Origin of the sequence: Pseudomonas sp. D2002, assembly GCF_013385735.1 — a bacterium.
Taxonomy (GTDB): domain Bacteria; phylum Pseudomonadota; class Gammaproteobacteria; order Pseudomonadales; family Pseudomonadaceae; genus Aquipseudomonas.
In genome coordinates, this window is sequence record NZ_JACAPL010000004.1 from 226,526 (window position 1) to 251,463 (window position 24,938).

At 56.9% G+C, this 24,938-nt stretch carries 23 protein-coding genes; 7 read left to right on the forward strand and 16 right to left on the reverse strand.

Annotated features, from left to right (window positions below; translation table 11 throughout):
* Positions 1–21: 21 nt before the first annotated feature.
* From atpG to mnmG, 11 genes are all read right to left on the reverse strand, one after another.
* Positions 22–882: a F0F1 ATP synthase subunit gamma gene (gene atpG, locus HX783_RS09840; protein ID WP_159961255.1), complete on the reverse strand. Its 861-nt coding sequence runs from the start codon at positions 880–882 to the stop codon at positions 22–24.
* A 50-nt stretch (positions 883–932) separates the two neighbouring features.
* The gene (gene atpA / locus HX783_RS09845) at positions 933–2,477 is read right to left on the reverse strand and encodes a F0F1 ATP synthase subunit alpha (RefSeq protein WP_003177064.1); all 1,545 of its coding nucleotides are present in this window, start codon (positions 2,475–2,477) and stop codon (positions 933–935) included.
* Between the two features lie 21 nt (positions 2,478–2,498).
* Positions 2,499–3,035 (reverse strand): F0F1 ATP synthase subunit delta, encoded by a 537-nt coding sequence (locus tag HX783_RS09850; protein ID WP_057439298.1) that lies wholly within the window; start codon positions 3,033–3,035, stop codon positions 2,499–2,501.
* A gap of 12 nt (positions 3,036–3,047) precedes the next feature.
* Entirely contained in the window at positions 3,048–3,518 is a 471-nt protein-coding gene (locus tag HX783_RS09855; RefSeq protein ID WP_083355998.1) for a F0F1 ATP synthase subunit B, read from the reverse strand.
* Positions 3,519–3,574: 56 nt separating this feature from the next.
* Positions 3,575–3,832: a F0F1 ATP synthase subunit C gene (gene atpE, locus HX783_RS09860; protein ID WP_002555987.1), complete on the reverse strand. Its 258-nt coding sequence runs from the start codon at positions 3,830–3,832 to the stop codon at positions 3,575–3,577.
* A 133-nt stretch (positions 3,833–3,965) separates the two neighbouring features.
* Positions 3,966–4,835 (reverse strand): F0F1 ATP synthase subunit A, encoded by an 870-nt coding sequence (gene atpB, locus HX783_RS09865; RefSeq protein WP_017736231.1) that lies wholly within the window; start codon positions 4,833–4,835, stop codon positions 3,966–3,968.
* Between the two features lie 16 nt (positions 4,836–4,851).
* Complete coding sequence (locus tag HX783_RS09870) at positions 4,852–5,259, reverse strand: F0F1 ATP synthase subunit I (protein ID WP_010565865.1); 408 nt, start codon at positions 5,257–5,259, stop codon at positions 4,852–4,854.
* 148 nt (positions 5,260–5,407) lie between these two features.
* The gene (locus tag HX783_RS09875) at positions 5,408–6,280 is read right to left on the reverse strand and encodes a ParB/RepB/Spo0J family partition protein (protein ID WP_094949087.1); all 873 of its coding nucleotides are present in this window, start codon (positions 6,278–6,280) and stop codon (positions 5,408–5,410) included.
* A gap of 9 nt (positions 6,281–6,289) precedes the next feature.
* Positions 6,290–7,087: a ParA family protein gene (locus HX783_RS09880; protein WP_017477894.1), complete on the reverse strand. Its 798-nt coding sequence runs from the start codon at positions 7,085–7,087 to the stop codon at positions 6,290–6,292.
* 18 nt (positions 7,088–7,105) lie between these two features.
* Entirely contained in the window at positions 7,106–7,750 is a 645-nt protein-coding gene (gene rsmG, locus HX783_RS09885) for a 16S rRNA (guanine(527)-N(7))-methyltransferase RsmG (protein WP_159961259.1), read from the reverse strand.
* Positions 7,747–9,639, reverse strand: coding sequence for a tRNA uridine-5-carboxymethylaminomethyl(34) synthesis enzyme MnmG (gene mnmG / locus HX783_RS09890; RefSeq protein ID WP_177016770.1), 1,893 nt, complete (start codon positions 9,637–9,639; stop codon positions 7,747–7,749). The genes rsmG and mnmG overlap by 4 nt, the downstream gene beginning before the upstream one ends.
* A 554-nt stretch (positions 9,640–10,193) precedes the next feature.
* Between mnmG and HX783_RS09895 the strand changes: the two genes are divergently transcribed.
* The 3 genes from HX783_RS09895 to HX783_RS09905 all read left to right on the forward strand — a co-directional run bounded on the left by HX783_RS09895 (position 10,194) and on the right by HX783_RS09905 (position 14,175).
* The gene (locus HX783_RS09895; protein ID WP_177016771.1) at positions 10,194–10,700 is read left to right on the forward strand and encodes a sigma-70 family RNA polymerase sigma factor; all 507 of its coding nucleotides are present in this window, start codon (positions 10,194–10,196) and stop codon (positions 10,698–10,700) included.
* Positions 10,700–11,644, forward strand: coding sequence for a FecR domain-containing protein (locus tag HX783_RS09900; protein WP_177016772.1), 945 nt, complete (start codon positions 10,700–10,702; stop codon positions 11,642–11,644). The genes HX783_RS09895 and HX783_RS09900 overlap by 1 nt, the downstream gene beginning before the upstream one ends.
* A 92-nt stretch (positions 11,645–11,736) precedes the next feature.
* Entirely contained in the window at positions 11,737–14,175 is a 2,439-nt protein-coding gene (locus HX783_RS09905) for a TonB-dependent siderophore receptor (RefSeq protein ID WP_177016773.1), read from the forward strand.
* Between the two features lie 19 nt (positions 14,176–14,194).
* Here HX783_RS09905 and mnmE read toward each other — a convergent pair whose 3' ends face one another.
* The 5 genes from mnmE to rpmH form a co-directional block, all read right to left on the reverse strand.
* Positions 14,195–15,565, reverse strand: a complete 1,371-nt coding sequence (gene mnmE, locus HX783_RS09910) for a tRNA uridine-5-carboxymethylaminomethyl(34) synthesis GTPase MnmE (RefSeq protein ID WP_177016774.1) — start codon at positions 15,563–15,565, stop codon at positions 14,195–14,197.
* Between the two features lie 79 nt (positions 15,566–15,644).
* Positions 15,645–17,327, reverse strand: coding sequence for a membrane protein insertase YidC (yidC, locus tag HX783_RS09915; RefSeq protein ID WP_159961271.1), 1,683 nt, complete (start codon positions 17,325–17,327; stop codon positions 15,645–15,647).
* Between the two features lie 2 nt (positions 17,328–17,329).
* On the reverse strand, positions 17,330–17,575 hold the full coding sequence (gene yidD, locus HX783_RS09920; RefSeq protein ID WP_083355989.1) for a membrane protein insertion efficiency factor YidD: 246 nt from the start codon (positions 17,573–17,575) through the stop codon (positions 17,330–17,332).
* On the reverse strand, positions 17,568–17,972 hold the full coding sequence (rnpA, locus tag HX783_RS09925; RefSeq protein ID WP_197629997.1) for a ribonuclease P protein component: 405 nt from the start codon (positions 17,970–17,972) through the stop codon (positions 17,568–17,570). Before rnpA ends, yidD begins: the two co-directional genes overlap by 8 nt.
* Before the next feature lie 16 nt (positions 17,973–17,988).
* A complete protein-coding gene (rpmH, locus tag HX783_RS09930) occupies positions 17,989–18,123 on the reverse strand; it encodes a 50S ribosomal protein L34 (RefSeq protein WP_003213577.1) in 135 nt (44 codons plus the stop codon).
* 585 nt (positions 18,124–18,708) lie between these two features.
* Here rpmH and dnaA point away from each other — a divergent pair.
* The 4 genes from dnaA to gyrB are packed head-to-tail and all read left to right on the forward strand — an operon-like array spanning position 18,709 to position 24,917.
* Positions 18,709–20,229 (forward strand): chromosomal replication initiator protein DnaA, encoded by a 1,521-nt coding sequence (gene dnaA / locus HX783_RS09935; protein WP_159953419.1) that lies wholly within the window; start codon positions 18,709–18,711, stop codon positions 20,227–20,229.
* Positions 20,230–20,267: 38 nt separating this feature from the next.
* Positions 20,268–21,371: a DNA polymerase III subunit beta gene (gene dnaN / locus HX783_RS09940; protein ID WP_057439291.1), complete on the forward strand. Its 1,104-nt coding sequence runs from the start codon at positions 20,268–20,270 to the stop codon at positions 21,369–21,371.
* A gap of 20 nt (positions 21,372–21,391) precedes the next feature.
* Positions 21,392–22,495, forward strand: coding sequence for a DNA replication/repair protein RecF (gene recF, locus HX783_RS09945; protein ID WP_010565854.1), 1,104 nt, complete (start codon positions 21,392–21,394; stop codon positions 22,493–22,495).
* 4 nt (positions 22,496–22,499) lie between these two features.
* The gene (gyrB, locus tag HX783_RS09950) at positions 22,500–24,917 is read left to right on the forward strand and encodes a DNA topoisomerase (ATP-hydrolyzing) subunit B (protein WP_159953420.1); all 2,418 of its coding nucleotides are present in this window, start codon (positions 22,500–22,502) and stop codon (positions 24,915–24,917) included.
* Positions 24,918–24,938 lie beyond the last annotated feature (21 nt).

Here is a 24,938-nt window from a genome sequence, read left to right on the forward strand (position 1 = left end):
ATCCTCTGAATATTTGAACCGTTAAACCGCGGCAGCGCCGCCGACGATTTCCGAGATCTCTTGGGTGATCGCAGCCTGACGCGCCTTGTTGTAGATCAGCTGCAAATCGCTGATCAGATCACCGGCGTTATCGGTAGCGTTTTTCATCGCGATCATCCGCGCCGCTTGTTCAGCTGCGTTGTTCTCGACCACCGCCTGGTAAACCTGCGACTCCACGTAGCGCACCATCAAGCCGTCAAGCAGCTCTTTGGCGTCTGGTTCGTAGAGGTAGTCCCAGTGGTGCTTGAGTTCCTGATCCGGAGTCGCCACCAGTGGAATCAATTGCTCCACGGTCGGCTGCTGGGTCATGGTGTTGATGAACTTGTTGGATACCACGGAGAGGCGGTCAATCCGGCCTTCCAGGTACGCATCCAGCATCACCTTCACACTGCCGATCAAATCATTGATCGACGGCTCTTCACCCAGGTGGCTGATAGCTGCAACGACGTTACCGCCGAAGTTACGGAAAAAGGCCGCACCCTTGCTACCAACAACACACAGATCGATCTCGACGCCCTTTTCGCGGTTTACCGCCATGTCCTTGACCAGGGCCTTGAACAGGTTGGTATTCAAACCACCGCACAAACCACGGTCACTGCTCACTACCACATAACCCACACGCTTAACGTCGCGGTCGATCATGAACGGGTGGCGGTATTCCGGGTTGGCGTTGGCCAGATGCCCAATTACCTGGCGGATACGTTCCGCATAAGGACGGCTAGCAGCCATGCGCATTTGTGCCTTGCGCATTTTGCTGACCGCCACTTTTTCCATGGCGCTGGTAATTTTTTGCGTGCTTTTGATGCTCGCAATCTTACTGCGAATCTCTTTTGCGCCTGCCATGTAACACCTATCAGGTTAGCAAGCGGGAGCCTTGCGGCTCCCGCTGCGGCTTACCAGGTTTGGGTGGCCTTGAACTTCTCGATACCGGCTTTCATGCCAGCATCGATATCGTCATTGAAGTCACCCTTCACGTTGATCTTCGCCATCAATTCGGCGTGATCGCGGTTGAAGTAAGCAATCAGCGCTTGTTCAAAGCTGCCGACCTTGGCGATTTCAACGTCGGTCAGGAACCCACGCTCAGCGGCATACAGCGACAACGCCATGTCAGCGATCGACATTGGGGCGTATTGCTTCTGCTTCATCAGCTCGGTAACGCGCTGACCATGCTCAAGTTGCTTACGGGTCGCTTCGTCCAGGTCAGAAGCGAACTGGGCGAATGCCGCCAGTTCACGGTACTGAGCCAGAGCGGTACGGATACCACCGGAGAGCTTCTTGATGATCTTGGTCTGAGCGGCACCACCCACACGGGATACCGAAACACCGGCGTTCACTGCAGGGCGGATGCCCGAGTTGAACATGGCCGATTCCAGGAAGATCTGACCGTCGGTGATGGAAATCACGTTGGTCGGAACGAACGCGGAAACGTCGCCAGCCTGGGTTTCGATGATCGGCAGTGCGGTCAGGGAACCGGTTTTGCCGGTTACTGCGCCGTTGGTGAACTTCTCTACGTACTCTTCGGATACGCGGGATGCGCGCTCCAGCAGACGGGAGTGGAGATAGAACACGTCGCCTGGGTACGCTTCACGGCCTGGTGGACGGCGCAGCAGCAGGGAAATCTGGCGGTAAGCCACTGCTTGCTTGGACAGATCGTCATAAACGATCAGCGCGTCTTCACCGCGGTCGCGGAAGAATTCACCCATGGTGCAACCGGAGTACGGTGCCAGGAATTGCAGCGCAGGAGATTCCGAAGCACTGGCAGCCACGATGATCGTGTTGGCCAGGGCGCCGTTTTCTTCCAGCTTGCGAACCACGTTGGCGATGGTCGATTGCTTCTGACCAATGGCTACGTAGACGCAGAAAATGCCGCTGTTCTTCTGGTTGATGATCGCGTCGATCGCCAGAGCGGTTTTACCGATCTGACGGTCACCGATGATCAGCTCACGCTGGCCACGGCCGACTGGGATCATGGCATCGACAGCCTTGTAGCCAGTCTGTACAGGCTGGTCTACCGACTTACGCCAGATCACGCCTGGAGCAACTTTCTCGACCGCGTCGGTCTCGGTGTTGCCCAGTGGACCTTTACCGTCAACAGGGTTACCCAGTGCGTCGACTACGCGACCCAGCAGTTCCTTACCAACCGGAACTTCCAGGATGCGGCCTGTGCACTTGGCGCTCATGCCTTCAGCCAGACTGGTGTACGCGCCCAATACAACGGCACCTACGGAGTCTTGCTCCAGGTTGAGGGCCATACCGTAGACGCCGCCCGGAAACTCGATCATCTCGCCGTACATTACGTCGGCCAGACCGTGAATCCGCACGATGCCGTCAGATACGCTGACGACAGTGCCTTCGTTACGGGCTTGGGAGGTCACATCGAGCTTGTCGATGCGGCCCTTGATAATTTCACTTATTTCGGAAGGATTGAGTTGCTGCATTGCTCTGCTGCCCCTTCAAACTCAAGATTTCAATGCTTCGGCAAGATTCGCGAGTTTGCCGCGAATCGAGCCATCGATAACCAGGTCGCCGGCGCGAATGACAACACCCCCAATGAGGGATGGGTCTTCCGCAACTTGCAGGCGCACTTCCCGGTCGAGTCGTGCACTGAGAACCTTGGCGAGTTTGTCTTGCTGTTCTTGGTTCAATGCAAAAGCACTGGTCACTTCAACGTCTACCGACTTCTCTTGCTCGGCCTTGTACAGGTCGAAAAGAGCGGCAATCTCCGGCAACAGCGGGAGACGGTCGTTTTCGGCAACGACGTGGATGAAGTTCTGCACTTTCACATCAAACTTGTCGCCGCACACGTCAATAAACGTGGCGGCCTTGTCTGCGCTCGTCAGTCGCGGGGCCTTGAGCACGCGCTGCATGGTGTCGTCTTGCGACACTGCTGCAGCCAGGCCGAGCATGGCTGACCAAGAGGCCAGCTGCTGGTGGGCCTGGGCGTGCTCGAAGGCTGCCTTAGCGTAAGGTCGGGCCAACGTGGTCAATTCTGCCATGATCGCCCTCGCTTAAATTTCAGCAGCCAGTTTGTTTACCAGCTCCGCGTGCGCGTTTTGATCGATTGTGGCACCCAGGATCTTCTCAGCACCGCCGACGGCCAGAGCACCCAGTTGGGCACGCAGCGCATCTTTGACACCGTTCAGTTCCTGCTCGATCTCGGCCTGAGCCTGAACCTTCACACGGTCAGCGTCGATACGGGCTTTTTCAACAGCCTCTTCAACAATCTGATTACCGCGCTTCTTGGCTTGCTCAATGATTTCAGCTGCCTGTGCCTTAGCATCGCGCAGTTGATGGCCCGCTTTCTCTTGGGCCAACTCCAGGTCGCGAGCTGCACGGGTGGCAGCGTCCAGTCCATCCGCGATCTTCTTTTGACGTTCATGCAGAGCCGCGATGACCGGAGGCCATACGAACTTCATGCAGAAAACGACAAAAATCAAGAACGCTAAGGACTGACCAATAATGGTTGCATTAATGTTCACGCCAATACCTCGCTCGTTCGTTGCACAACACACCAATCACTCGAAAAAACGAGTGATTAACCGGCGAGTTGACCAACGAAGGGGTTCGCGAAGGTGAAGAACAGAGCGATACCAACACCGATCATGGTCACGGCGTCGAGCAGGCCGGCAACGATGAACATTTTAACTTGCAGCATTGGCACCATTTCTGGCTGACGCGCTGCGCCTTCCAGGAACTTGCCGCCGAGCAGGCCGAAACCAATGGCAGTACCCAGGGCGCCCAGGCCGATCAACAGTGCAACAGCGATAGCGGTTAGACCAACTACAGTTTCCATCTTTCCTCCCGACTTTTACGTCGTATGGTTTAGGTTTTTTAGATTTTAAAGCGGTAAAACAAATCGTTTCATAGCCCTGTTGGGCCACCTTCCCGTGTTACCGGGAAGGACATCAGACTGGTCGAGACCGGTCTTAATGGTTCTCTTCGTGCGCCATCGACAGGTAGACGATGGTCAGCATCATGAAGATGAAGGCCTGCAGGGTGATGATCAGGATGTGGAACACAGCCCACGCCCACTGCAGAACAATGCCCAGGCCGCTAAGCCAGAGCAGGCCGCTGCCGAACATCACAGCGATCAGGATGAACACCAGCTCGCCGGCATACATGTTGCCGAACAGTCGCAGGGCCAGGGAAATTGGCTTGGCGATCAGGGTCACGAATTCCAGCAGGAAGTTCACCGGAATCAGCAGGGCTTGAACGAAGATGTTCTTGCTGCCGAACGGGTGCAGGGTCAGTTCGCCGATGAAGCCGCCGATGCCCTTGATCTTGATGCTGTAGAAAATGATCAACGCGAACACCGACAGGGCCATGCCCAGGGTAGCGTTCGGGTCAGTGGTCGATACGGCACGGAATGGGATGTGCGGGTCGCCGGAAATCGCCATGGCCAACTGAGGAATCCAGTCCACCGGGATCAGGTCGACGGCGTTCATCAGGAACACCCAGACGAAGATGGTCAGTGCCAACGGTGCGATCACCGGGCTACGGCCATGGAAGCTGTCTTTCACGCTGCCATCGACGAATTCGACCAGTACTTCAACGAAGTTCTGCAAAGCACCTGGCTGACCGGAAGTCGCCTTTTTTGCCGCCATGCGGAAAATCAGGACGAAGATCAGACCCAATGCGACCGACCAGCCCAGAGTATCCAGGTGGAAAGCCCAGAAGCCCATTTCTTTGGCTTCTGCTGCGGAGTGGGCGAAGCCCCAGCCGCCGTTGGGAAGCTGACCGAAGGTCAGGTTCTGCAAGTGGTGCTGGATATAGCCCGAAGCGGTTGTTTCTGCCATGGTTGCCTCAAACGCCCTAAGGTTTCGAAAGTCTTGTTTTCATTAGCAGGGGAGCGAACCAGCTGACCAGTTGGGTCAACACGAAGACGCCGAATACAGCCAGCGGCGCCAATGGCTTCACACCTGCAAAGGTCAGTGCAAACAGCACTGCCGTCAAAATCAGTTTCCCTGCTTCGCCAGCATAAAAAGACCGGACGATAGCCTGGGCTGCTCGGGCGCCGGAAAACCGAAAGGCCCTGTGAGCAAAATACATATTGGGCAGCAAGGCTATCAGGCCTCCGCAGAGTCCTGAATATCCGGCTACGACTCCATGCCAGTACCAAAGCGCCAATGCGGCGATCAGCAAAATGACAAATTGAGCCAATAAAACCGGGAAAACGGCCAAGCGATGGAACGGCAACGTGTTTGGCGTGCGGGTTTCCATCACTCTTGCTCCTCAATGGTCGGCTGCCGAGAATCAATAACTTGGCATAATTTGTGCCGACAAAATGCGCGCAGAGTATAGGGGCGGTTCTGCCCCTATTCAACTGTCGGGTAGTGTTTTCCGATCGCGCGCTACATAAGCAAATGTTTCAGCGGATGTGGGCAAGGACGCCCTGAAGCTCATCGAGTGAGTTATATCCGATGACTAATTGCCCTTTGCCTTTCTTGCCGTGACGAATTTGCACCGCAGAGCCTAGGCGCTCGGCCAGGCGCTGCTCGAGTCGCGCGATATCCGGATCAGGTTTGGCGGTTTCGACCGGTGCAGGTTTACCGCTGAGCCATTGGCGAACCAACGCCTCAGTCTGACGAACGGTGAGGCCGCGTGCGACAACGTGTCGCGCCCCTTCAACCTGTTGATTTTCCGGCAAACCGAGCAAAGCACGGGCGTGACCCATTTCCAGGTCGCCGTGGGACAACATGGTCTTGATGACTTCCGGCAGCGCAATCAGGCGCAACAAGTTGGACACGGTGACGCGGGATTTACCCACCGCATCGGCCACTTCCTGTTGCGTCAGTTTGAATTCCTGCTGCAAACGCTGCAGGGCGATCGCTTCCTCGATTGGGTTGAGGTCTTCACGCTGGATGTTCTCGATCAACGCCATGGCGATAGCGGTTTCGTCCGGCACATCGCGCACCATCGCCGGGATGGTGTCCTTGCCGGCCTGCTGGCTGGCGCGCCAGCGGCGTTCGCCAGCGATGATCTCAAAGCGGCCGCCGCCAATCGGGCGCACCACGATCGGCTGCATCACGCCCTGGGCTTTGATCGAATTGGCCAGTTCTTCCAGCGCCTGGGGGTCCATGTCCCGGCGTGGCTGATATTTACCGCGCTGGATCAGGTCCAGCGGCAGGTGTTGCAGCTCGCGCTCGTCGGCTTGCACCGCTTGTTCTTCAAGCGAAGTGACAGTCGGACCACTCAGCAGTGCATCCAGTCCACGTCCGAGACCTCGTTTCTTGACGGCCATGGGGATTCCTTAAGTTGGCTGGGCTGCAGCGGTGCGTGAGTTGCGGCGTTGACGGCGAACCATCTCGCCGGCCAGTGCCAGATAGGCAATGGCACCACGGGATGATTTGTCGTACGCCAGCGCGGGCATGCCATAGCTTGGCGCTTCGGCCAGGCGGATGTTGCGTGGAATCACGGTGTCGTACAACTGATCGCCGAAGTGTTCCTTGAGCTGCGCCGACACATCGTTCATCAGGCTCAGGCGCGGATCGTACATGGTCCGCAGCAGGCCTTCGATTTGCAGGTTCGGGTTGAGCAACTCGGCGATACGCTTGATGTTATCCACAAGGTCGCTCAAACCTTCGAGCGCGAAGTACTCGCACTGCATGGGGATAATCACCCCATCGGCTGCCACCAATGCGTTCAACGTCAGCATCGACAGCGACGGCGGGCAGTCGATCAAAATGTAGTCGTAGTTCTCGCGGATCGGCGCCAAGGCGCTGCGCAGACGGCTTTCTTTCATCTGCATTTCCAGCAGCACCACTTCCGCCGCGGTCAAATCACGGTTGGCCGGCAGCAGTTGATAACCGCCATGCTCGGAATAGTGCATGGCCTGGGCCAGGTCGCACTCGCCAATGAGCAAGTCGTAGACCGAGTTTTCCAGGCCGTGTTTATCCACACCGCTACCCATGGTGGCGTTGCCCTGTGGATCGAGATCGATCAACAGCACCCGGCGCTTGGTCGCGACCAGGGATGCTGCGAGGTTGATGCAGGTGGTGGTTTTGCCCACGCCACCTTTCTGGTTCGCTATCGCGAATACCTTAGCCATTCTTGCTTGTGTTCCCAATCATGCCGTGCGGCGCAGTATCAGCAGATGGCGTTGGCCTTGGCAACCGGGTACGGCCAAGGCGTGTTCGCTATCGAGGTGGAAGTCTGCCGGCAATGCTAACAGCTCGTCGCTTGGATGAACGCCCTTCATTGCCAGCCAACGGGTGTCGCGGTCGCCTAAGTGGCGGGTCCAGTTGCTGAAGTTCTCCATGCTGCTGAATGCCCGGGAAACAATTCCGTTGAAGGGCTGCTGCGGCGTGAAGGCTTCGACGCGACTGTGGATAACGTTGAGGTTATCCAGCTTGAGTTCGAGTTTGACCTGGGTCAGGAAGCGGGTTTTCTTGCCGTTGCTGTCCAGGCACGTGACTTGCGACTCGGGAAACAGGATGGCCAGCGGGATGCCAGGCATGCCGCCGCCACTGCCCACGTCGAGCCAGCGACCGTTTTCGATAAACGGCATGACGCTCAGGCTGTCGAGCAGATGCCGCGAGACCATTTCGTCCGGGTCGCGCACTGCTGTGAGGTTGTAAGCCTTGTTCCATTTGATCAACAGGGCCAGATAACCCAGCAGCAATTCGTGCTGGGCTTCGGTCAGGTTGACGCCAAGCTGGCGAGCACCTGTGGATAACTCTTCGGCGTGTTGCGAGGTGACCAACGAACTCAAGCGCTTTGCTCCAACTGACGGCCCGCGCCGCGTTTTTTCAAATGAATCATCAACAGCGAAATGGCTGCCGGGGTTACGCCCGGGATACGTGAAGCCTGGCCAAGTGTCTCCGGCCGAGTTATCCCCAGCTTGCTTTGGATTTCTTTCGACAACCCGGAAATCCCGGTGTAATCGATATCCACAGGCAGCTTGGTGTCTTCACTGGCGCGCAGGCGAGCGATCTCGTCCTGTTGGCGATCAATGTAGCCGGCGTATTTGGTCTTGATTTCAACCTGTTCAGCGACCTGTGGGTCTTCTGCACCGTGGCCTGTCACTTCGACCAGACCAGCGTAGTCGATTTCCGGACGGGACAGCAGGTTCAGCAAGTTGTATTCGTGGGTCAGCGGCGTACCGAATTTTTCGGCAATTGCGTCGCCCTGCTCGGTGCCTGGGCGAACCCAGGTACTTTTCAGGCGCTGTTCTTCCAGCACGATGCTTTCGCGTTTTTTGCAGAACGCAGCCCAGCGTGCGTCATCGACCAAGCCCAGCTCGCGACCTTTTTCGGTCAGGCGCAGGTCGGCGTTGTCTTCGCGCAGGATCAGGCGGTATTCGGCCCGGGACGTAAACATCCGGTACGGTTCCTGAGTCCCGAGAGTAATCAGGTCATCGACCAACACACCGATGTACGCCTCATCGCGACGCGGGCACCAACTGTCTTTGCCTTGAGCACGCAGTGCCGCGTTGGTCCCGGCCAGCAAACCTTGGGCGCCGGCTTCTTCGTAACCGGTGGTGCCGTTGATTTGCCCGGCGAAGAACAGGCCGCCGATCACTTTGGTCTCGAGGCTGTACTTCAGGTCACGCGGGTCGAAGTAGTCGTACTCGATGGCGTAGCCCGGGCGCACGATGTGTGCGTTTTCCATGCCGCGAATCGACTGCACGATCTGGATTTGCACATCGAACGGCAGGGAAGTGGAAATGCCGTTCGGGTACAGCTCGTGGGTGGTCAAGCCTTCGGGCTCGATGAAGACCTGGTGGCTTTCCTTGTCGGCAAAGCGGTGAATCTTGTCTTCGATCGATGGGCAATAACGCGGGCCGATGCCTTCGATCACCCCGGAATACATCGGCGAACGGTCGAGGTTCGCGGCAATGATTTCGTGGGTGCGGGCGTTGGTGTGGGTAATCCAGCAACTGACCTGTTTCGGGTGCTGTTCTTTGGAACCCATGAACGACATCACCGGGATTGGCGTATCGCCGGCTTGTTCGGTCATCACCGAGAAATCTACAGAACGCCCATCGATACGCGGCGGGGTCCCGGTTTTCAGGCGGCCGACGCGCAGCGGCAATTCACGCAGGCGTTTTGCCAAAGCAATCGAAGGCGGATCACCGGCGCGGCCACCGGAATAGTTCTGCATGCCGATGTGGATAAGTCCGCCGAGGAACGTACCGGTGGTCAACACCACGGATTCTGCGAAGAAACGCAGGCCCATTTGCGTGACAACACCGCGAACCTGGTCTTGTTCGACGATCAGGTCATCCGCTGCTTGCTGAAATATCCACAGGTTCGGCTGGTTTTCCAGGGTTTCGCGTACCGCGGCCTTGTACAGGATGCGGTCAGCTTGTGCCCGAGTAGCCCGTACGGCCGGGCCTTTGCGGCTGTTGAGCACGCGAAATTGAATACCACCCTTGTCGGTCGCCATGGCCATGACGCCGCCGAGGGCGTCGATTTCCTTGACCAGATGGCTTTTGCCGATCCCACCAATGGCGGGGTTGCAACTCATGGCACCGAGGGTTTCCACGTTGTGCGTCAGCAACAGGGTTTTAACGCCCATGCGTGCTGAGGCCAGTGCTGCCTCGGTACCGGCATGACCGCCGCCGATGACGATCACTTCAAAACGGGAAGGGAAATCCACCACGCACCTCGTGCCTGCTTATGTAGGTAATCAGGAATTGATTGTTGAAAGAGTTTTAGAGCTTTGGCGGCAAGTATAGGGACTTAGCCCTTCCTAAAGAACCCTTTGCACAAAATTTAACCAGCTGTGGATGAATCACAGACAATAGAAATTAAAAAGAAAGAAATTTATAAGATCTTTGTTTTTATGTTTATTTCTACTGAGCCTACTTTCTGTGGATAGATCTCTACAGGCCTTTATTTACGTTGTGTACAGCGATTCAAAAGTCTGTGGTCATGTGCCAATGAGGCCCTTGGATAAGTGCTTTAAGCCTGTGGATTAAACAGGTGGTTATCCACAGAGGCGTTTTTACTCAGGTTTCAGGCCCTGTTATCAACTGGGCACAAGGGCGGTTATTCACAGGGCTTAATCCACAGAAATGGTGTATTTCGCCCACGACGACGCCACCGAAATCCTGAGACCGGGCAAACAACACTTCAAAAACGGAGCTATTGTGAGAAATCGGTGTGGCAGTTAATAATAGTAATTATCATTAACCTAGCTCATCGCGCCCTATGCCTCCTCCATCCCACTCGGTTGCAGTCCAGCACATCTATGAGCAGCACCATTCGTGGCTGCAAGGGTGGCTAAAAGGTAAGTTGCATAACGCCTGCGATGCGGCCGATGTGGCCCATGATACGTTCGTGCGTATTTTGGGCGGGCGTCATGCGGCACAGATCCTCGAACCCCGGGACTACCTGGCAACCATCGCCAGAGGTTTGGTGATTGACCGCTATCGCCGGCATGCGATTGAACAGGCTTATAAACAGTCGTTGGCTGAGCGCCCCGAAGCCACTGCCATCAGTGAAGAAGACAAGGCCATCATCATTGAAACCCTGGTGGCTGTGGATAAAGCCCTGGCTGACCTTGGCGATCGAGCCCGACGAATTTTCATGCTGTCGCAGATCGAGGGCCTGACTTATCAACAAATCGCCGACCAACTGCAGGTCTCGCTGACCACCGTAAAGAAACACATGATTCGCGCCCTGACTGAATGCTCATTGCTCATGGCCAGCCTGTAATGGCCGCCCCGGACCGTAAGGTTTTCGAAGCGGCTGCCAGTTGGTACGTGCAGTTTCAATCGCAACCGCCTACGCCCGCTGAGCGGCATGCCTGGCAACAATGGCTCAATGGCGACCCTGCGCATCAGGCCGCATGGAACCAGATGGAGCAAATTCAACGCAGCCTTGGCGCTCTGCCGCAGGATTTCACCCGTCGCGCTTTATCGGCCACGCAACAACGGCGGCAGGTACTCAAGTGGATGCTGGTGCTGGGCGGCACCGGTTATCTGGGCTGGAACGTCCGAGAACACACGTCGCTGGGTAATGTCTGGGCGGATTACCGCACACGTGTCGGTGAACGACGGCATATCGATCTGGCCGATGGCACTCGCATTGATCTCAATACCGGCACCGCCATTGATGTGGCGTTCGACGGGCGCCAGCGTTTGGTCCGCCTGCGCGAGGGCGAGGTACTTATCCACACAGGCAAACTGGGTGGGCAGACGCCTTTTTATGTCGACACCCACCAAGGTCGGGTTCAGGCGTTGGGCACTCGGTTTACCGTGCGCCAGCTGCCGGGTTCGACGCGTGTGGGTGTGCTGGAAGATCGGGTGAGCGTTTCGCCTGCTGATCAACCTGAGCACAGCCGATTATTGAAAGCTGGAGAAAGCGCTGACTTCGACCGCCAGAACATCGCCCCCAACCAAGCCTATCGCAACATCCAGACCGCTTGGGTCGATGGCCAGGTGATCGTTCTCGACGCTCGGCTTGGGGATCTGATCGACGACCTGGCGCGTTATCGTCCAGGTGTCCTGCAGTGCGATTCGGCTTCTGCCGGCCTGCGGGTTTCGGGAACGTTTCGCCTCGACTCCACCGATGCAGTACTGGCCAACCTGCAAGCCACGCTGCCGATCCAGGTGAAATATTTCACTCGCTATTGGGTCTCGGTGAAGCGCGTTGGATGAACGCAAAAAATAATCCACAGGGGGGTTATCTTTTTTTTACCTGGCCCGGCCCTACAGGTAATCACGACGTTACCTTCAGGGCTTACCCACCTATGCGCCTCCCAACCAAGTTTCGCCAACGACTCTCTTACCACGGCATGACCTACGGTTTACTGCTGGCCACGGCGACTACGGCCGGTGTTGTGTTGTCCACAGGCGCCATGGCCGCCAACGTCGCGCAACACTACACCATCGCTGCCGGCCCACTGGACGCCGCCTTGAGCCAGTTTGCCGCCAAGGCCAATGTGATTCTGTCGTTCTCGCCGCAGCAGACCGCGCGTTTGAATACGCCTGGGCTGGAAGGTGACTACTCGGTTGATCAAGGCTTTGCGCTGTTGCTGCAGAACTCTGGGTTGCAGGCAGTCACGCAGGCGCCCGGAAGCTATGTATTGCAGGCGGCACCGGCCGGGCAACTGACGCTGGCACCGACGACTGTGAGCACTTATCAACAGCTCGGTTTCAATCAAGACATTGCTGGCGATGTGGGCTACAAGGCGCAAAACAGCCGCATCGGCACCAAGACCAGCACGCCGCTCTCGGAAACCCCGCGTTCGGTTTCGGTGGTTACTGGCCAACGTATCAAGGATCAGAAGTCGCAAACGCTGACGGACGTATTGGGTTACGTGCCGGGGATCTTCGCGCCACCTTTTGCCGCCGGCGATGGCCTGGCCGGTGACCTGTTCTTCATTCGTGGCTTCAACGCCACGGATTATGGCTACGGCCTGCTGCGCGATGGCCTTCGGGTGCAGGGCAATCGGTATGACACCACCAGCGAACCGTATGGACTGGAGCGCGTCGAGATTTTCCGTGGCCCATCTTCCCTGCTCTACGGGGAAAACGCGCCCGGCGGGCTGGTCAACCTGGTCAGCAAACACCCAACCGCTGCGCCCCAGGGCGAGGTGCAATTGGGTTACGGCTCCAACAATCGACGCCAGTTGGGTGTGGATATCTCGGGCCCGCTCAATGATGGCGGCAACATTCTCGGCCGTGTGGTCATGCTGGGACGCAAATCCGACACTCAAACCGACCACGTTCCTGATGATCGCTTGTACATCGCACCGTCCCTGACCCTGAACTTCGACGACTACAACACCCTGACTCTGCTGGCCAACTACCAGAAAGACCACACCAATCTGGAACTTGGCTTACCGGCGGCAGGCACGTTGCTGAAAAACCCCAACGGCAAGCTGTCCAAACACACCATGCTTGGCGACCCGGACTGGAACACCTTCGAACGGGAAGCCTGGAGCGCCGGCTACGAGTTCAGCCACAGCTTCAATGATGATTGGCAGTTCCGCCAGAACTCGCGCTACATGCAGTCACGCATCAACCGCCATGAAACCTGGCCCGGCGCGCTGAACAATCGCGGCTTCGGCACCCAGCTGAACATGACCGCCTACGACCGCTACAACAAGTCCATGGTCTATTCGCTGGATAACCAGCTCGAGGGTAAATTCGAGGTGGGCGGTCTGGAAAACACCGTGCTGTTTGGCGCCAGCTACGACCGCACCTCGTTCAATCAGGACTGGGATGCAGGCTTTGCCGGCACCATCAATGTGTATAACCCGGTGTACCTGCGCGATCCGCTCACGCCTATCGCGGTTCAAAACACCCTGCTCGAACAGCAGATGAAGGGCGTTTATGCACAGGTACAGAGCAAATATGACCACTGGCTGTTCCTGCTTGGCGGTCGCCAGGACTGGGTCGACAGTGATTTCCGCGACAAAGTGAACAAGGCCAGCAACACTGGCTCCGAAGACAAGAAGTTCACGTACCAGGGCGGCGTGATGTACCAGTTCGACAACGGCCTGACGCCGTATGTCAGCTACTCCACCGCCTTCGTCCCGGTGCAGCAGATCTCCAACGCCGGTGCGCCGCTGAAGCCGATCACCAGCAGCCAATACGAAGTGGGTGTGAAGTACGAACCGATTGGCTGGGACACCGCGATGACGCTGTCGGTGTATGACCTGCGCAAGCAAGACGACACATATCTGGATGCCACCACCAACAGCTATCGCCAAGTCGGCGAGAGCCGCGCCAAAGGTGCGGAAGTGGAGATCAACAGCAACATCACCCCCAACCTGAATGTCACTGCGGCCTACACCTACACCGACGCAAGGATTACCAAGGATTCCGCCACATCATTGGTCGAAGGGCGCCAAATGACCGGGGTTCCTCGCAACCAGGCGTCGGTGTGGGGCAAGTATCGCTTCCTCGACGGCCAGCTGAAGGGTTTGTCTCTGGGCGGCGGTGTGCGCTACTTCGACAGCACCTTTTCCTACACAGCACCGACGCTGTACGGGAAGTTGGATGCCGGAAGCGTCACGTTGGTGGATGCGGCCATCGGATATCAGATCGACAAACACTGGTCGGTGGATGTGAACGCCAAGAACCTGTTCGACAAGGAGTATGTATCCGGCTGCAACGATGCGGGGCGTTGCTATTGGGGTGACAGCCGTACCTTGCTCGGTACGGTGTCCTACAACTGGTAGCGCGCTGTGGATAACGCTGCTATTTGCCGATACAGAAGCTGGAAAAGATCCGTCCCAACAGATCATCCGAGCTGAACGCGCCGGTGATCTCGCCCAACAGCTGCTGCGCCTGACGCAAATCCTCAGCCAGCAGCTCCCCTGCCCCCGCCAAGGTCAGTTGTGCCCGCCCGTGTTCCAACGCCGCGCTGGCGTGACGCAGCGCCTCCAGGTGCCTGCGGCGTGCGCTGAAGCTGCTCTCCGAGGTTTGCTCATAGCCCATGCAGGCCTTGAGATGGTCGCGCAACAATTCCAAGCCATCGCCGGCCGACTTTGCGCTCAGACTGATGGTGACATGGCCATCCTCGCTGGTTTCCATGGCAATGGCTTCGCCGGTCAGGTCGGCCTTGTTGCGAATCAAGGTGACCTTCGCCGGGTCCGGCCGCTGTTCGAGGAATTCAGGCCACAGCGCAAAAGGATCCACAGCCTCTGGCGCAGTGGCATCCACCACCAGCAGTACTCGATCCGCTTCGCCGATAGCCTTGAGTGCACGCTCTACGCCGATCTTTTCGACCTGGTCGTCGGTGTCGCGCAAACCTGCCGTGTCGACCACGTGCAGGGGCATGCCATCGATGTGGATATGTTCGCGCAAGATATCCCGGGTGGTGCCGGCAATCTCGGTAACGATGGCCGCCTCGCGACCTGCCAGGGCATTGAGCAGGCTCGATTTGCCGGCATTAGGTCGGCCGGCAATCACTACCGTCATACCGTCGCGCAGCAAGGCGCCCTGCCCGGCTTCGCGCAGCACTGTGGATAACTCATCTCGGACTTTATCGAGCATTGCCAGGACATGGCCATCGGCAAGGAAGTCGATTTCTTCTTCCGGGAAGTCAATCGCCGCCTCGACGTAGATGCGCAGGCTGATCAACTGCTCGGTCAAGTTATGCACACGCAACGAAAAGGCACCCTGCAACGAGCGCAATGCATTGCGCGCTGCCTGTGCAGAACTCGCTTCGATCAAGTCGGCAATGGCTTCAGCCTGGGCCAGGTCGAGTTTGTCATTCAGGAACGCACGCTCGCTGAATTCCCCCGGACGCGCCAAGCGGCAGCCCAACTGCAGGCAGCGCTGCAGCAACATATCCAGGACCACTGGGCCGCCGTGGCCCTGCAATTCGAGTACGTCTTCGCCGGTGAACGAGTTGGGGCCGGGAAAATACAGCGCCAGGCCTTCGTCCAATACGGTTTTATCGGCATCCAGAAAGGGGCCGTAATGGGCATATCGCGGTTTCAACTCTCGGCCGCTGATGGCCTGGGCTGCCACACCCGCCAGCGGCCCGGAAATTCGAACGATACCGACACCGCCGCGACCTTGAGCGGTGGCGACAGCAGCGATGGTTTCACGAGGAGCGCTCATCAGCAGGTTCCAAAACAAAAGTGACGGAAAGCAAAACGCCCCACTAGGGGGCGTCTTGAGTGGTTATCCACAGAGTAAATTACGCCGCAGCTTTTTTGGTAGCCGCTTCGATTTTACGTGTGATGTACCACTGTTGAGAGATCGACAACACGTTGTTGACCACCCAGTACAGCACCAGACCAGCAGGGAACCACAGGAAGAAGAAGGTGAAGATGATTGGCATCATTTTCATTACCTTGGCCTGCATCGGATCCGGCGGAGTCGGGTTCAAACGCTGCTGGATGAACATGGTCGCGCCCATGATGATCGGCAGGATAAAGAACGGGTCTTTGATCGACAGGTCAGTTATCCACAGCATGAACGGCGCCTGGCGCATTTCCACGCTTTCCAGGAGTACCCAGTACAGCGAGAGGAATACCGGCATCTGTACCAGAATAGGCAAGCATCCACCCAGCGGGTTGATCTTCTCTTTCTTGTACAGCTCCATCATGGCCTGCGACATTTTCTGCCGGTCGTCGCCATGTTGCTCTTTCAGCGCGGCCAGTTTCGGGGCCACGGCACGCATGCGCGCCATCGACTTGTAGCTGGCTGCCGACAGCGGGAAGAAGATCCCCTTGATCAGCATGGTCAGGAAGATGATCGAGAAGCCCCAGTTGCCGACGATGCTGTGGATATGTTGCAGCAGCCAGAAGATTGGCTGGGCAATGAACCACAGAATGCCGTAATCCACAGTCAGTTCCAGACCTGGGGACAACTCTTTCAGCACTGCCTGGCTTTTCGGGCCGGCGTACAGAGTGGCGCTGGTTTCAGCCTTGGCACCTGGTGCGACGGTCAACGCCGGGCCAGTGAAACCAATGATGTAGTTGCCTTGGCTATCTTTACGGGTTTGAACCAGGTTGGCTTCACCCTTGTTCGGGATCCATGCGGTCACAAAGTAGTGTTGCAACCAGGCAACCCAGCCGCCTTGGACGGTTTCTTTCAGCGCGCCCTTGTCGATATCTTTCATCGACACTTTTTTGTACGGCTCGCTACTTGTCCACAGGGCGGCGCCCAGGTAAGTCGCGGTGCCGGTGGCAGTGCTGGAAGAAGGATCGGCGCTGTTATCACGCTTGAGCTGGGCAAACAGGTTGCCGCTCCACGGCTTGGCGCTTTCGTTGTCGATCAGATAAGTGACTTTCAGATCGTACAAACCGCGGGTGAAGCTGAAACGCTTGATGTAGTTGACGCCGTCCTGACTGAATTTCAGGTCAACGTTCAACTGGTTCTGGCCATCAGCCAGTTGATAAGTCTTCTGTTCGGTCGAATAAACCGGACGACCGGTAGCACGAGCATCAGGACCGTCGGTGCCGGTCAGGCCACTTTGTGCCAGATAAGTACGTTCACCACCGTTGTCGAACAGTTGGAACGGAACATCCGGATGGTCTTGGCGACGTGGATACAGCGGCAGTTTCAACTGCGCGATATCACCACCTTGTGGGTCGATAGCCAGGTCGAGCACATCCGTTTTAACGTGGATGAGGTCTTTATTGGTGACCACTGGCGTTTCTAGAGGGGCGTTTGTCTCGCCATTCGCGCTGGGAACATCGGCACTCGCGGACGCATTGTTACCCAACGGAGTGTCCGGAATAGCCGGCGCAGCCTGATTGGTAGCAACATTCTGAGTCGGCAGGGCAGCCTGGCCATAGTCCTGGTTCCACTTAAGAACCATGACGTAGGACACGATTGCCAGGGCGACGATCAGGATCGTGCGTTTAATATCCATGATTACTCGGCCATCGAAGAAGAACGGGAGGTAGGGATAGGTGGAACCGGGTCATAACCACCGGGATTCCACGGATGACAGCGGCCTAAACGACGAAAGGCCAGCCAGCCACCGCGCAGAAGACCATGATTTTCTATGGCCTCTAACGCGTAGCAGGAACAACTGGGGTAGAAACGACAGTGGTCAGCCATCAGAGGACTAATGGCATAACGGTAAAACTGGATCGGAACGAGGGCCAGTTTACGCATTGGTGCTGTCTACCCCTACAGTTTCGGTGCTGACTGCTGGTGCTGGCTTGTTGGTACGCGCCAAACGTTTCCAGAGCTTGCCGAAATGCTGAATCAATTCGGGGTTTTCTACGTCCCCCAAGCCTTTGCGCGCGACGATAACAATATCCCAACCAACCAGAGTTTCCTGGTGGAGGCGAAACGATTCGCGCATCAGACGCTTGAGGCGATTGCGCTCAACGGAGAGCTTTACGCTCTTCTTGCCGATCACCAACCCGAGACGGGGGTGATCCAGATCGTTGTTACGCGCAAGGAGCAGGAGATTTTTCCCCGGAACCTTGCCGGTGGGGGAGTCAAAGACTGCTTTGAAGTGCCGGGGGGTTAGCAGACGCTTTTCCCGACTGAAGTCCTGACTCACCACCAGTACCGGATTATCAAACTGCCAGACGCGCACGACCTTTGGCGCGGCGACGCGACAGGACAGCACGGCCGTTCTTGGTAGCCATGCGAGCACGGAAGCCGTGAGTACGGGCGCGTTTGATGGTGCTTGGTTGGAAAGTACGTTTCATGGCGTTGTTACCTGGTTCGTCCACAACGGGCCGGAATGGCCCCCGTTTTAAGAGACCGGCGATTCTAGAGAAAGCAAGCCTCTAGGTCAATTTCCAACCAGCTTTTCCTTTAATTAGATCTTTGCAGGCAACCAGGCCTTTTTTATCCGCTCGGCTTTCATGAGCAATGCCATAGATATAAAAATAAAGAAGGAAGTTATTTAAAGCTTTTCTGTAAAGCTTATAAAAGCTAGGCAGACGTTCTTCTGTGGATAACTGCCTTAAGCCCACATTCCACCTGATGTACAGAGAATGACAACTAGGCGGGGAAACGGTGCTTAGCCTGTGCTGCACTGTCGGATAAGCTGTGGGTGGAATGGGTTGTTATCCACAGGCCAGTTACCCACAGACTTTCGACCCCACTTGTGCAACGAGCTTAGGGGCGCTTATCCACAGAGCTTATGCACAGACCATTGGTCGCCTTTTTTACGGTTAACGCATTGATTTTGGGTGCTCTGTGAGCAACCTACATGTGGATAAGTGGACGACTGGCCGCTACAATGGCGGCTGTTTTTGCCTCACCGGCTTTCAACTTAGGGGATATCCGTGTCAGTGGAACTTTGGCAGCAGTGCGTGGAGCTTTTGCGCGAAGAGCTGCCTGCCCAGCAATTCAACACCTGGATCCGTCCGCTACAGGTCGAAGCCGAAGGCGACGAGTTGCGTGTCTACGCGCCGAATCGCTTTGTTCTCGATTGGGTTAATGAGAAGTACCTGAGCCGCGTTCTCGAATTGCTCGACGAACACGGCAACGGCCTTGCGCCCGTGCTTTCCTTATTAATAGGCAGCAAACGTAGCTCTGCGCCGCGTGCAGCGCCGAATGCGCCGTTGGCCGCCAGTGCTTCGCAGGCCCAGGCCGCTGCGGCACCTGTTAATAACTCGCCAGCGCCCGTTGCCCAGACGCCTGCAAAATCCGCATCGCAGAAAAACGCGCCTATAAATGAAGAGCCGTCCCGCGACAGCTTCGACCCGATGGCGGGTGCCAGCTCCCAGCAAGCACCGGTGCGTGCCGAACAGCGCACCGTGCAGGTTGAAGGCGCGCTCAAGCACACCAGCTACTTGAACCGCACGTTCACCTTTGAAAACTTCGTCGAAGGTAAATCCAACCAGCTGGCCCGCGCCGCCGCCTGGCAGGTCGCCGACAACCCCAAGCACGGTTACAACCCACTCTTCCTTTATGGTGGCGTTGGCTTGGGTAAGACTCACTTGATGCATGCGGTGGGTAATCACCTATTAAAGAAGAACCCGAATGCCAAGGTCGTGTACCTGCACTCGGAGCGCTTCGTGGCTGACATGGTCAAGGCCCTGCAGCTGAACGCAATCAACGAATTCAAACGTTTCTACCGTTCCGTTGATGCCTTGCTGATCGATGACATTCAATTCTTCGCGCGCAAGGAACGTTCTCAGGAAGAGTTTTTCCACACGTTCAACGCCTTGCTCGAAGGCGGCCAGCAGGTCATCTTGACCAGCGATCGTTACCCGAAGGAAATCGAAGGCCTGGAAGAACGCTTGAAGTCGCGCTTTGGCTGGGGCCTGACCGTTGCGGTAGAGCCGCCGGAGCTGGAAACCCGCGTCGCGATCCTGATGAAAAAGGCCGACCAGGCGAAAGTCGATCTGCCCCACGACGCTGCTTTCTTTATCGCCCAACGCATTCGCTCCAACGTGCGTGAGCTGGAAGGCGCGCTCAAGCGGGTCATCGCTCACTCGCACTTCATGGGCCGCGATATCACCATCGAGTTGATTCGCGAATCCCTGAAAGACTTGTTGGCACTGCAGGACAAGCTGGTGAGTGTGGATAACATCCAGCGCACCGTGGCTGAGTACTACAAGATCAAGATTTCCGACCTGCTGTCCAAGCGCCGCTCGCGCTCGGTGGCACGTCCACGTCAGGTAGCGATGGCGCTCTCCAAAGAGCTGACCAACCACAGCCTGCCGGAAATCGGTGATGTGTTTGGCGGTCGCGACCACACCACGGTCTTGCACGCGTGCCGCAAGATCAACGAACTTAAGGAATCCGACGCGGATATTCGCGAGGACTACAAGAACCTGCTGCGTACACTGACAACTTGATGACACCAGCGCAGCTTATTAAGGCAAGGGACTAGACCATGCATTTCACCATTCAACGCGAAGCCCTGTTGAAACCCCTGCAACTGGTCGCAGGCGTCGTCGAGCGCCGACAGACCTTGCCGGTGCTTTCCAACGTATTGCTGGTTGTCGAAGGCCAGCAATTGTCCTTGACCGGTACTGACCTTGAAGTCGAACTGGTCGGCCGCGTGCAGCTGGAAGAGCCTGCTGAACCGGGCGAGATCACTGTGCCGGCGCGCAAGCTGATGGATATCTGCAAGAGCCTGCCCAACGACGCGCTGATCGACATCAAGGTTGATGAGCAGAAACTGGTGGTCAAGGCCGGTCGTAGCCGCTTCACCCTGTCGACGTTGCCTGCCAACGATTTCCCGACGGTGGAAGAAGGCCCGGGCTCGCTGACCTGCAGCCTTGAGCAAAGCAGGCTGCGTCGTTTGATCGAGCGCACCAGTTTCGCCATGGCTCAACAGGACGTGCGTTACTACCTCAACGGCATGCTGTTGGAAGTCTCGGAAGGCATCATCCGCGCGGTGGCCACCGACGGTCACCGTCTGGCCATGTGCTCGATGAAAGCTGACATCGGCCAGCCGGATCGCCATCAAGTGATCGTACCGCGTAAAGGTATCCTTGAACTGGCGCGTCTTCTCACCGAGCCGGACGGCAACGTCAGCATCGTCCTGGGCCAGCACCACATCCGCGCTACTACCGGCGAGTTCACCTTCACCTCCAAATTGGTCGACGGCAAGTTCCCGGATTACGAGCGCGTGCTGCCTAAAGGTGGCGACAAGCTGGTGATTGGTGATCGTCAGGCCCTGCGTGAAGCATTCAGCCGTACCGCGATTCTGTCGAACGAAAAGTACCGTGGTATCCGTCTGCAACTGGCTAACGGCCAATTGAAAATCCAGGCGAATAACCCTGAGCAGGAAGAAGCCGAAGAAGAAGTGGGCGTTGACTACAACGGCGGCTCGCTGGAGATCGGTTTCAACGTGAGCTACCTGCTGGACGTATTGGGTGTGATGACCACCGAACAGGTTCGCCTGATTCTGTCGGACTCCAACAGCAGTGCCCTGGTGCAAGAATCCGATAACGACGACTCGGCTTACGTTGTTATGCCGATGCGCCTGTAATCATGCTCAGCAGAAGCTAGATGTCCCTCAGTCGCGTCTCGGTCACCGCGGTGCGCAATCTGCACCCGGTGACCTTCTCCCCTTCCCCCCGCATCAATATCCTCCACGGCGCCAACGGCAGTGGCAAAACCAGCGTGCTGGAAGCCATTCATTTGCTGGGGCTCGCCCGTTCTTTTCGCAGTGCACGCCTGTTGCCAGTGATTCAGTACGAACAACTGGCCTGTACGGTGTTCGGCCAAGTCGAATTGGCCGAAGGCGGTCATAGCAGCCTGGGGATATCGCGAGATCGCGGCGGTGAATTTCAAATTCGCATTGATGGGCAAAATGCTCGCAGTGCTGCGCAATTGGCGGAAATCCTGCCATTGCAGCTGATCAACCCCGACAGCTTCCGCTTGTTGGAAGGCGCACCCAAAATCCGCAGGCAATTCCTCGATTGGGGAGTGTTCCACGTGGAACCGCGTTTCATGGCCACTTGGCAGCGCCTGCAGAAGGCCCTGCGGCAGCGGAACTCATGGCTGCGGCATGGTACACTTGACGCCGCTTCGCAAGCAGCCTGGGACCGGGAACTGTGCCTGGCCAGCGACGAAATTGATGAATACCGACGCGCCTATATCAAAGCCTTGAAACCAGTCTTTGAGCAGACCTTGAGTGAGTTGTTGGATCTCGAGGGCCTGACGCTGAGCTACTACCGTGGTTGGGATAAAGAGCGTGAGCTGAGCGCAGTGCTCGCCACGTCCTTGCAACGGGATCAGCAAATTGGCCATACGCAAGCAGGCCCCCAACGGGCTGATCTGCGCCTTAGATTAGGCGCACATAATGCCGCGGATATCTTGTCACGCGGTCAGCAGAAGTTGGTGGTGTGTGCGCTGCGCATTGCCCAAGGGCATTTGGTTAGCCAAGCCCGGCGCGGTCAGTGTATTTATCTGGTGGATGACTTGCCGTCCGAACTCGACGAGCAACACCGCCGCGCGTTGTGCCGCTTGTTGGAAGACTTACGCTGCCAGGTGTTTATCACCTGTGTAGACCACGAATTATTGAGGGAAGGCTGGCAGACGGAAACGCCAGTCGCTTTGTTCCACGTGGAACAAGGCCGTATCACCCAGACCCACGACCATCGGGAGTGAAGGCATGAGCGAAGAAAACACGTACGACTCGACCAGCATTAAAGTGCTGAAAGGTTTGGATGCCGTACGCAAACGTCCCGGTATGTACATCGGCGACACCGATGATGGTAGCGGTCTGCACCACATGGTGTTCGAGGTGGTCGACAACTCCATCGACGAAGCTTTGGCCGGTCACTGTGACGACATCAGCATTATCATCCACCCGGATGAGTCCATCACCGTGCGCGACAACGGTCGCGGCATTCCGGTAGATGTGCATAAAGAAGAAGGCGTTTCGGCGGCAGAGGTCATCATGACTGTGCTCCACGCCGGCGGTAAGTTCGACGACAACTCCTATAAAGTCTCCGGCGGTTTGCACGGTGTAGGTGTGTCGGTAGTGAACGCCCTGTCTGAAGAGCTGATCCTGACTGTTCGCCGTAGCGGCAAAATCTGGGAACAGACTTACGTGCACGGTGTGCCACAAGAGCCGATGAAAATCGTTGGCGACAGTGAATCCACTGGTACGCAGATCCACTTCAAGCCATCGGCTGAAACCTTCAAGAATATCCACTTCAGCTGGGACATCCTGGCCAAGCGTATTCGCGAACTGTCCTTCCTCAACTCCGGTGTGGGTATCGTCCTCAAGGACGAGCGCAGCGGCAAGGAAGAACTGTTCAAGTATGAAGGCGGCCTGCGTGCGTTCGTTGAATACCTGAACACCAACAAGACTGCGGTCAACCAGGTGTTCCACTTCAACATCCAGCGTGAAGACGGCATCGGCGTGGAAATCGCCCTGCAGTGGAACGACAGCTTCAACGAGAACCTGTTGTGCTTCACCAACAACATTCCACAGCGCGACGGCGGTACTCACTTGGTGGGTTTCCGTTCCGCACTGACGCGTAACCTGAACACCTACATCGAAGCCGAAGGCTTGGCCAAGAAGCACAAAGTCGCCACCACCGGTGACGACGCACGTGAAGGCCTGACCGCGATTATCTCGGTGAAAGTGCCGGATCCGAAGTTCAGCTCCCAGACCAAAGACAAGCTGGTGTCTTCCGAAGTGAAGACGGCAGTGGAACAGGAGATGGGTAAATACTTCTCCGACTTCCTGCTGGAGAACCCGAACGAAGCCAAGCTGGTCGTCGGTAAGATGATCGACGCGGCGCGTGCCCGTGAAGCGGCGCGTAAAGCCCGTGAGATGACCCGCCGTAAAGGCGCGCTGGATATCGCCGGCCTGCCAGGCAAACTGGCTGACTGCCAGGAGAAGGACCCTGCCCTCTCCGAACTGTACCTGGTGGAAGGTGACTCTGCTGGCGGTTCCGCCAAGCAGGGTCGTAACCGTCGCACCCAGGCCATCCTGCCGTTGAAAGGTAAGATCCTCAACGTTGAGAAGGCCCGCTTCGACAAGATGATTTCCTCTCAGGAAGTCGGCACCTTGATCACGGCTTTGGGCTGCGGTATTGGCCGCGATGAGTACAACATCGACAAGTTGCGCTACCACAACATCATCATCATGACCGATGCTGACGTCGACGGTTCGCACATTCGTACCCTGCTGCTGACCTTCTTCTTCCGTCAGTTGCCGGAGCTGATCGAGCGTGGCTACATCTATATCGCTCAACCGCCGCTGTACAAAGTGAAAAAGGGCAAGCAAGAGCAATACATCAAAGACGACGACGCCATGGAAGAGTACATGACGCAGTCGGCCCTGGAAGACGCGAGCCTGCACTTGAACGACGAAGCGCCTGGCATTTCCGGTGAGTCGCTGGAACGTCTGGTTAACGACTTCCGCATGGTAATGAAGACCCTCAAGCGTCTGTCGCGCCTGTACCCTCAGGAACTGACCGAGCACTTCATCTACCTGCCATCGGTGAGTCTCGAACAGCTGGGCGATCACGCGCACATGCAGAATTGGCTGGCCCAGTACGAAGTTCGCCTGCGCACTTCGGAAAAGTCTGGCCTGGTCTACAAAGCCAGCCTGCGTGAAGACCGTGAACGTAACGTGTGGCTGCCAGAGGTTGAACTGATCTCCCATGGCCTGTCGAACTACGTCACCTTCAACCGCGACTTCTTCGGCAGTAACGACTACAAAACCGTCGTTACCCTCGGCGCGCAATTGAGCACCCTGCTGGACGACGGTGCTTACATTCAGCGTGGCGAACGCAAGAAGCAGGTCAAGGAATTCAAGGAAGCCCTTGATTGGCTGATGGCGGAAAGCACCAAGCGTCACACCATCCAGCGATACAAAGGTCTGGGCGAGATGAACCCGGATCAGCTGTGGGAAACCACCATGGACCCGGCTCAGCGTCGCATGCTGCGCGTGACCATCGAAGACGCCATTGGCGCTGACCAGATCTTCAACACCCTGATGGGTGATGCGGTCGAGCCTCGTCGTGACTTCATCGAGAGCAATGCCTTGGCAGTGTCCAACCTGGACTTCTGATCAGGTGTCGGCTCATAGAGC

Bases quoted from the DNA above. Each gene is read 5' to 3' on its own strand.
- gyrB (WP_159953420.1), top strand. From the start codon at position 22,500: ATGAGCGAAGAAAACACGTACGACTCGACCAGCATTAAAGTGCTGAAA.
- atpA (WP_003177064.1), bottom strand. From the start codon at position 2,477: ATGCAGCAACTCAATCCTTCCGAAATAAGTGAAATTATCAAGGGCCGC.
- dnaN (WP_057439291.1), top strand. From the start codon at position 20,268: ATGCATTTCACCATTCAACGCGAAGCCCTGTTGAAACCCCTGCAACTG.
- HX783_RS09875 (WP_094949087.1), bottom strand. From the start codon at position 6,280: ATGGCCGTCAAGAAACGAGGTCTCGGACGTGGACTGGATGCACTGCTG.
- HX783_RS09880 (WP_017477894.1), bottom strand. From the start codon at position 7,087: ATGGCTAAGGTATTCGCGATAGCGAACCAGAAAGGTGGCGTGGGCAAA.
- HX783_RS09870 (WP_010565865.1), bottom strand. From the start codon at position 5,259: ATGGAAACCCGCACGCCAAACACGTTGCCGTTCCATCGCTTGGCCGTT.
- atpG (WP_159961255.1), bottom strand. From the start codon at position 882: ATGGCAGGCGCAAAAGAGATTCGCAGTAAGATTGCGAGCATCAAAAGC.
- atpE (WP_002555987.1), bottom strand. From the start codon at position 3,832: ATGGAAACTGTAGTTGGTCTAACCGCTATCGCTGTTGCACTGTTGATC.
- HX783_RS09850 (WP_057439298.1), bottom strand. From the start codon at position 3,035: ATGGCAGAATTGACCACGTTGGCCCGACCTTACGCTAAGGCAGCCTTC.
- yidD (WP_083355989.1), bottom strand. From the start codon at position 17,575: ATGCGTAAACTGGCCCTCGTTCCGATCCAGTTTTACCGTTATGCCATT.
- HX783_RS09895 (WP_177016771.1), top strand. From the start codon at position 10,194: ATGCCTCCTCCATCCCACTCGGTTGCAGTCCAGCACATCTATGAGCAG.
- mnmE (WP_177016774.1), bottom strand. From the start codon at position 15,565: ATGAGCGCTCCTCGTGAAACCATCGCTGCTGTCGCCACCGCTCAAGGT.
- HX783_RS09900 (WP_177016772.1), top strand. From the start codon at position 10,700: ATGGCCGCCCCGGACCGTAAGGTTTTCGAAGCGGCTGCCAGTTGGTAC.
- yidC (WP_159961271.1), bottom strand. From the start codon at position 17,327: ATGGATATTAAACGCACGATCCTGATCGTCGCCCTGGCAATCGTGTCC.
- HX783_RS09905 (WP_177016773.1), top strand. From the start codon at position 11,737: ATGCGCCTCCCAACCAAGTTTCGCCAACGACTCTCTTACCACGGCATG.
- recF (WP_010565854.1), top strand. From the start codon at position 21,392: ATGTCCCTCAGTCGCGTCTCGGTCACCGCGGTGCGCAATCTGCACCCG.
- rpmH (WP_003213577.1), bottom strand. From the start codon at position 18,123: ATGAAACGTACTTTCCAACCAAGCACCATCAAACGCGCCCGTACTCAC.
- atpB (WP_017736231.1), bottom strand. From the start codon at position 4,835: ATGGCAGAAACAACCGCTTCGGGCTATATCCAGCACCACTTGCAGAAC.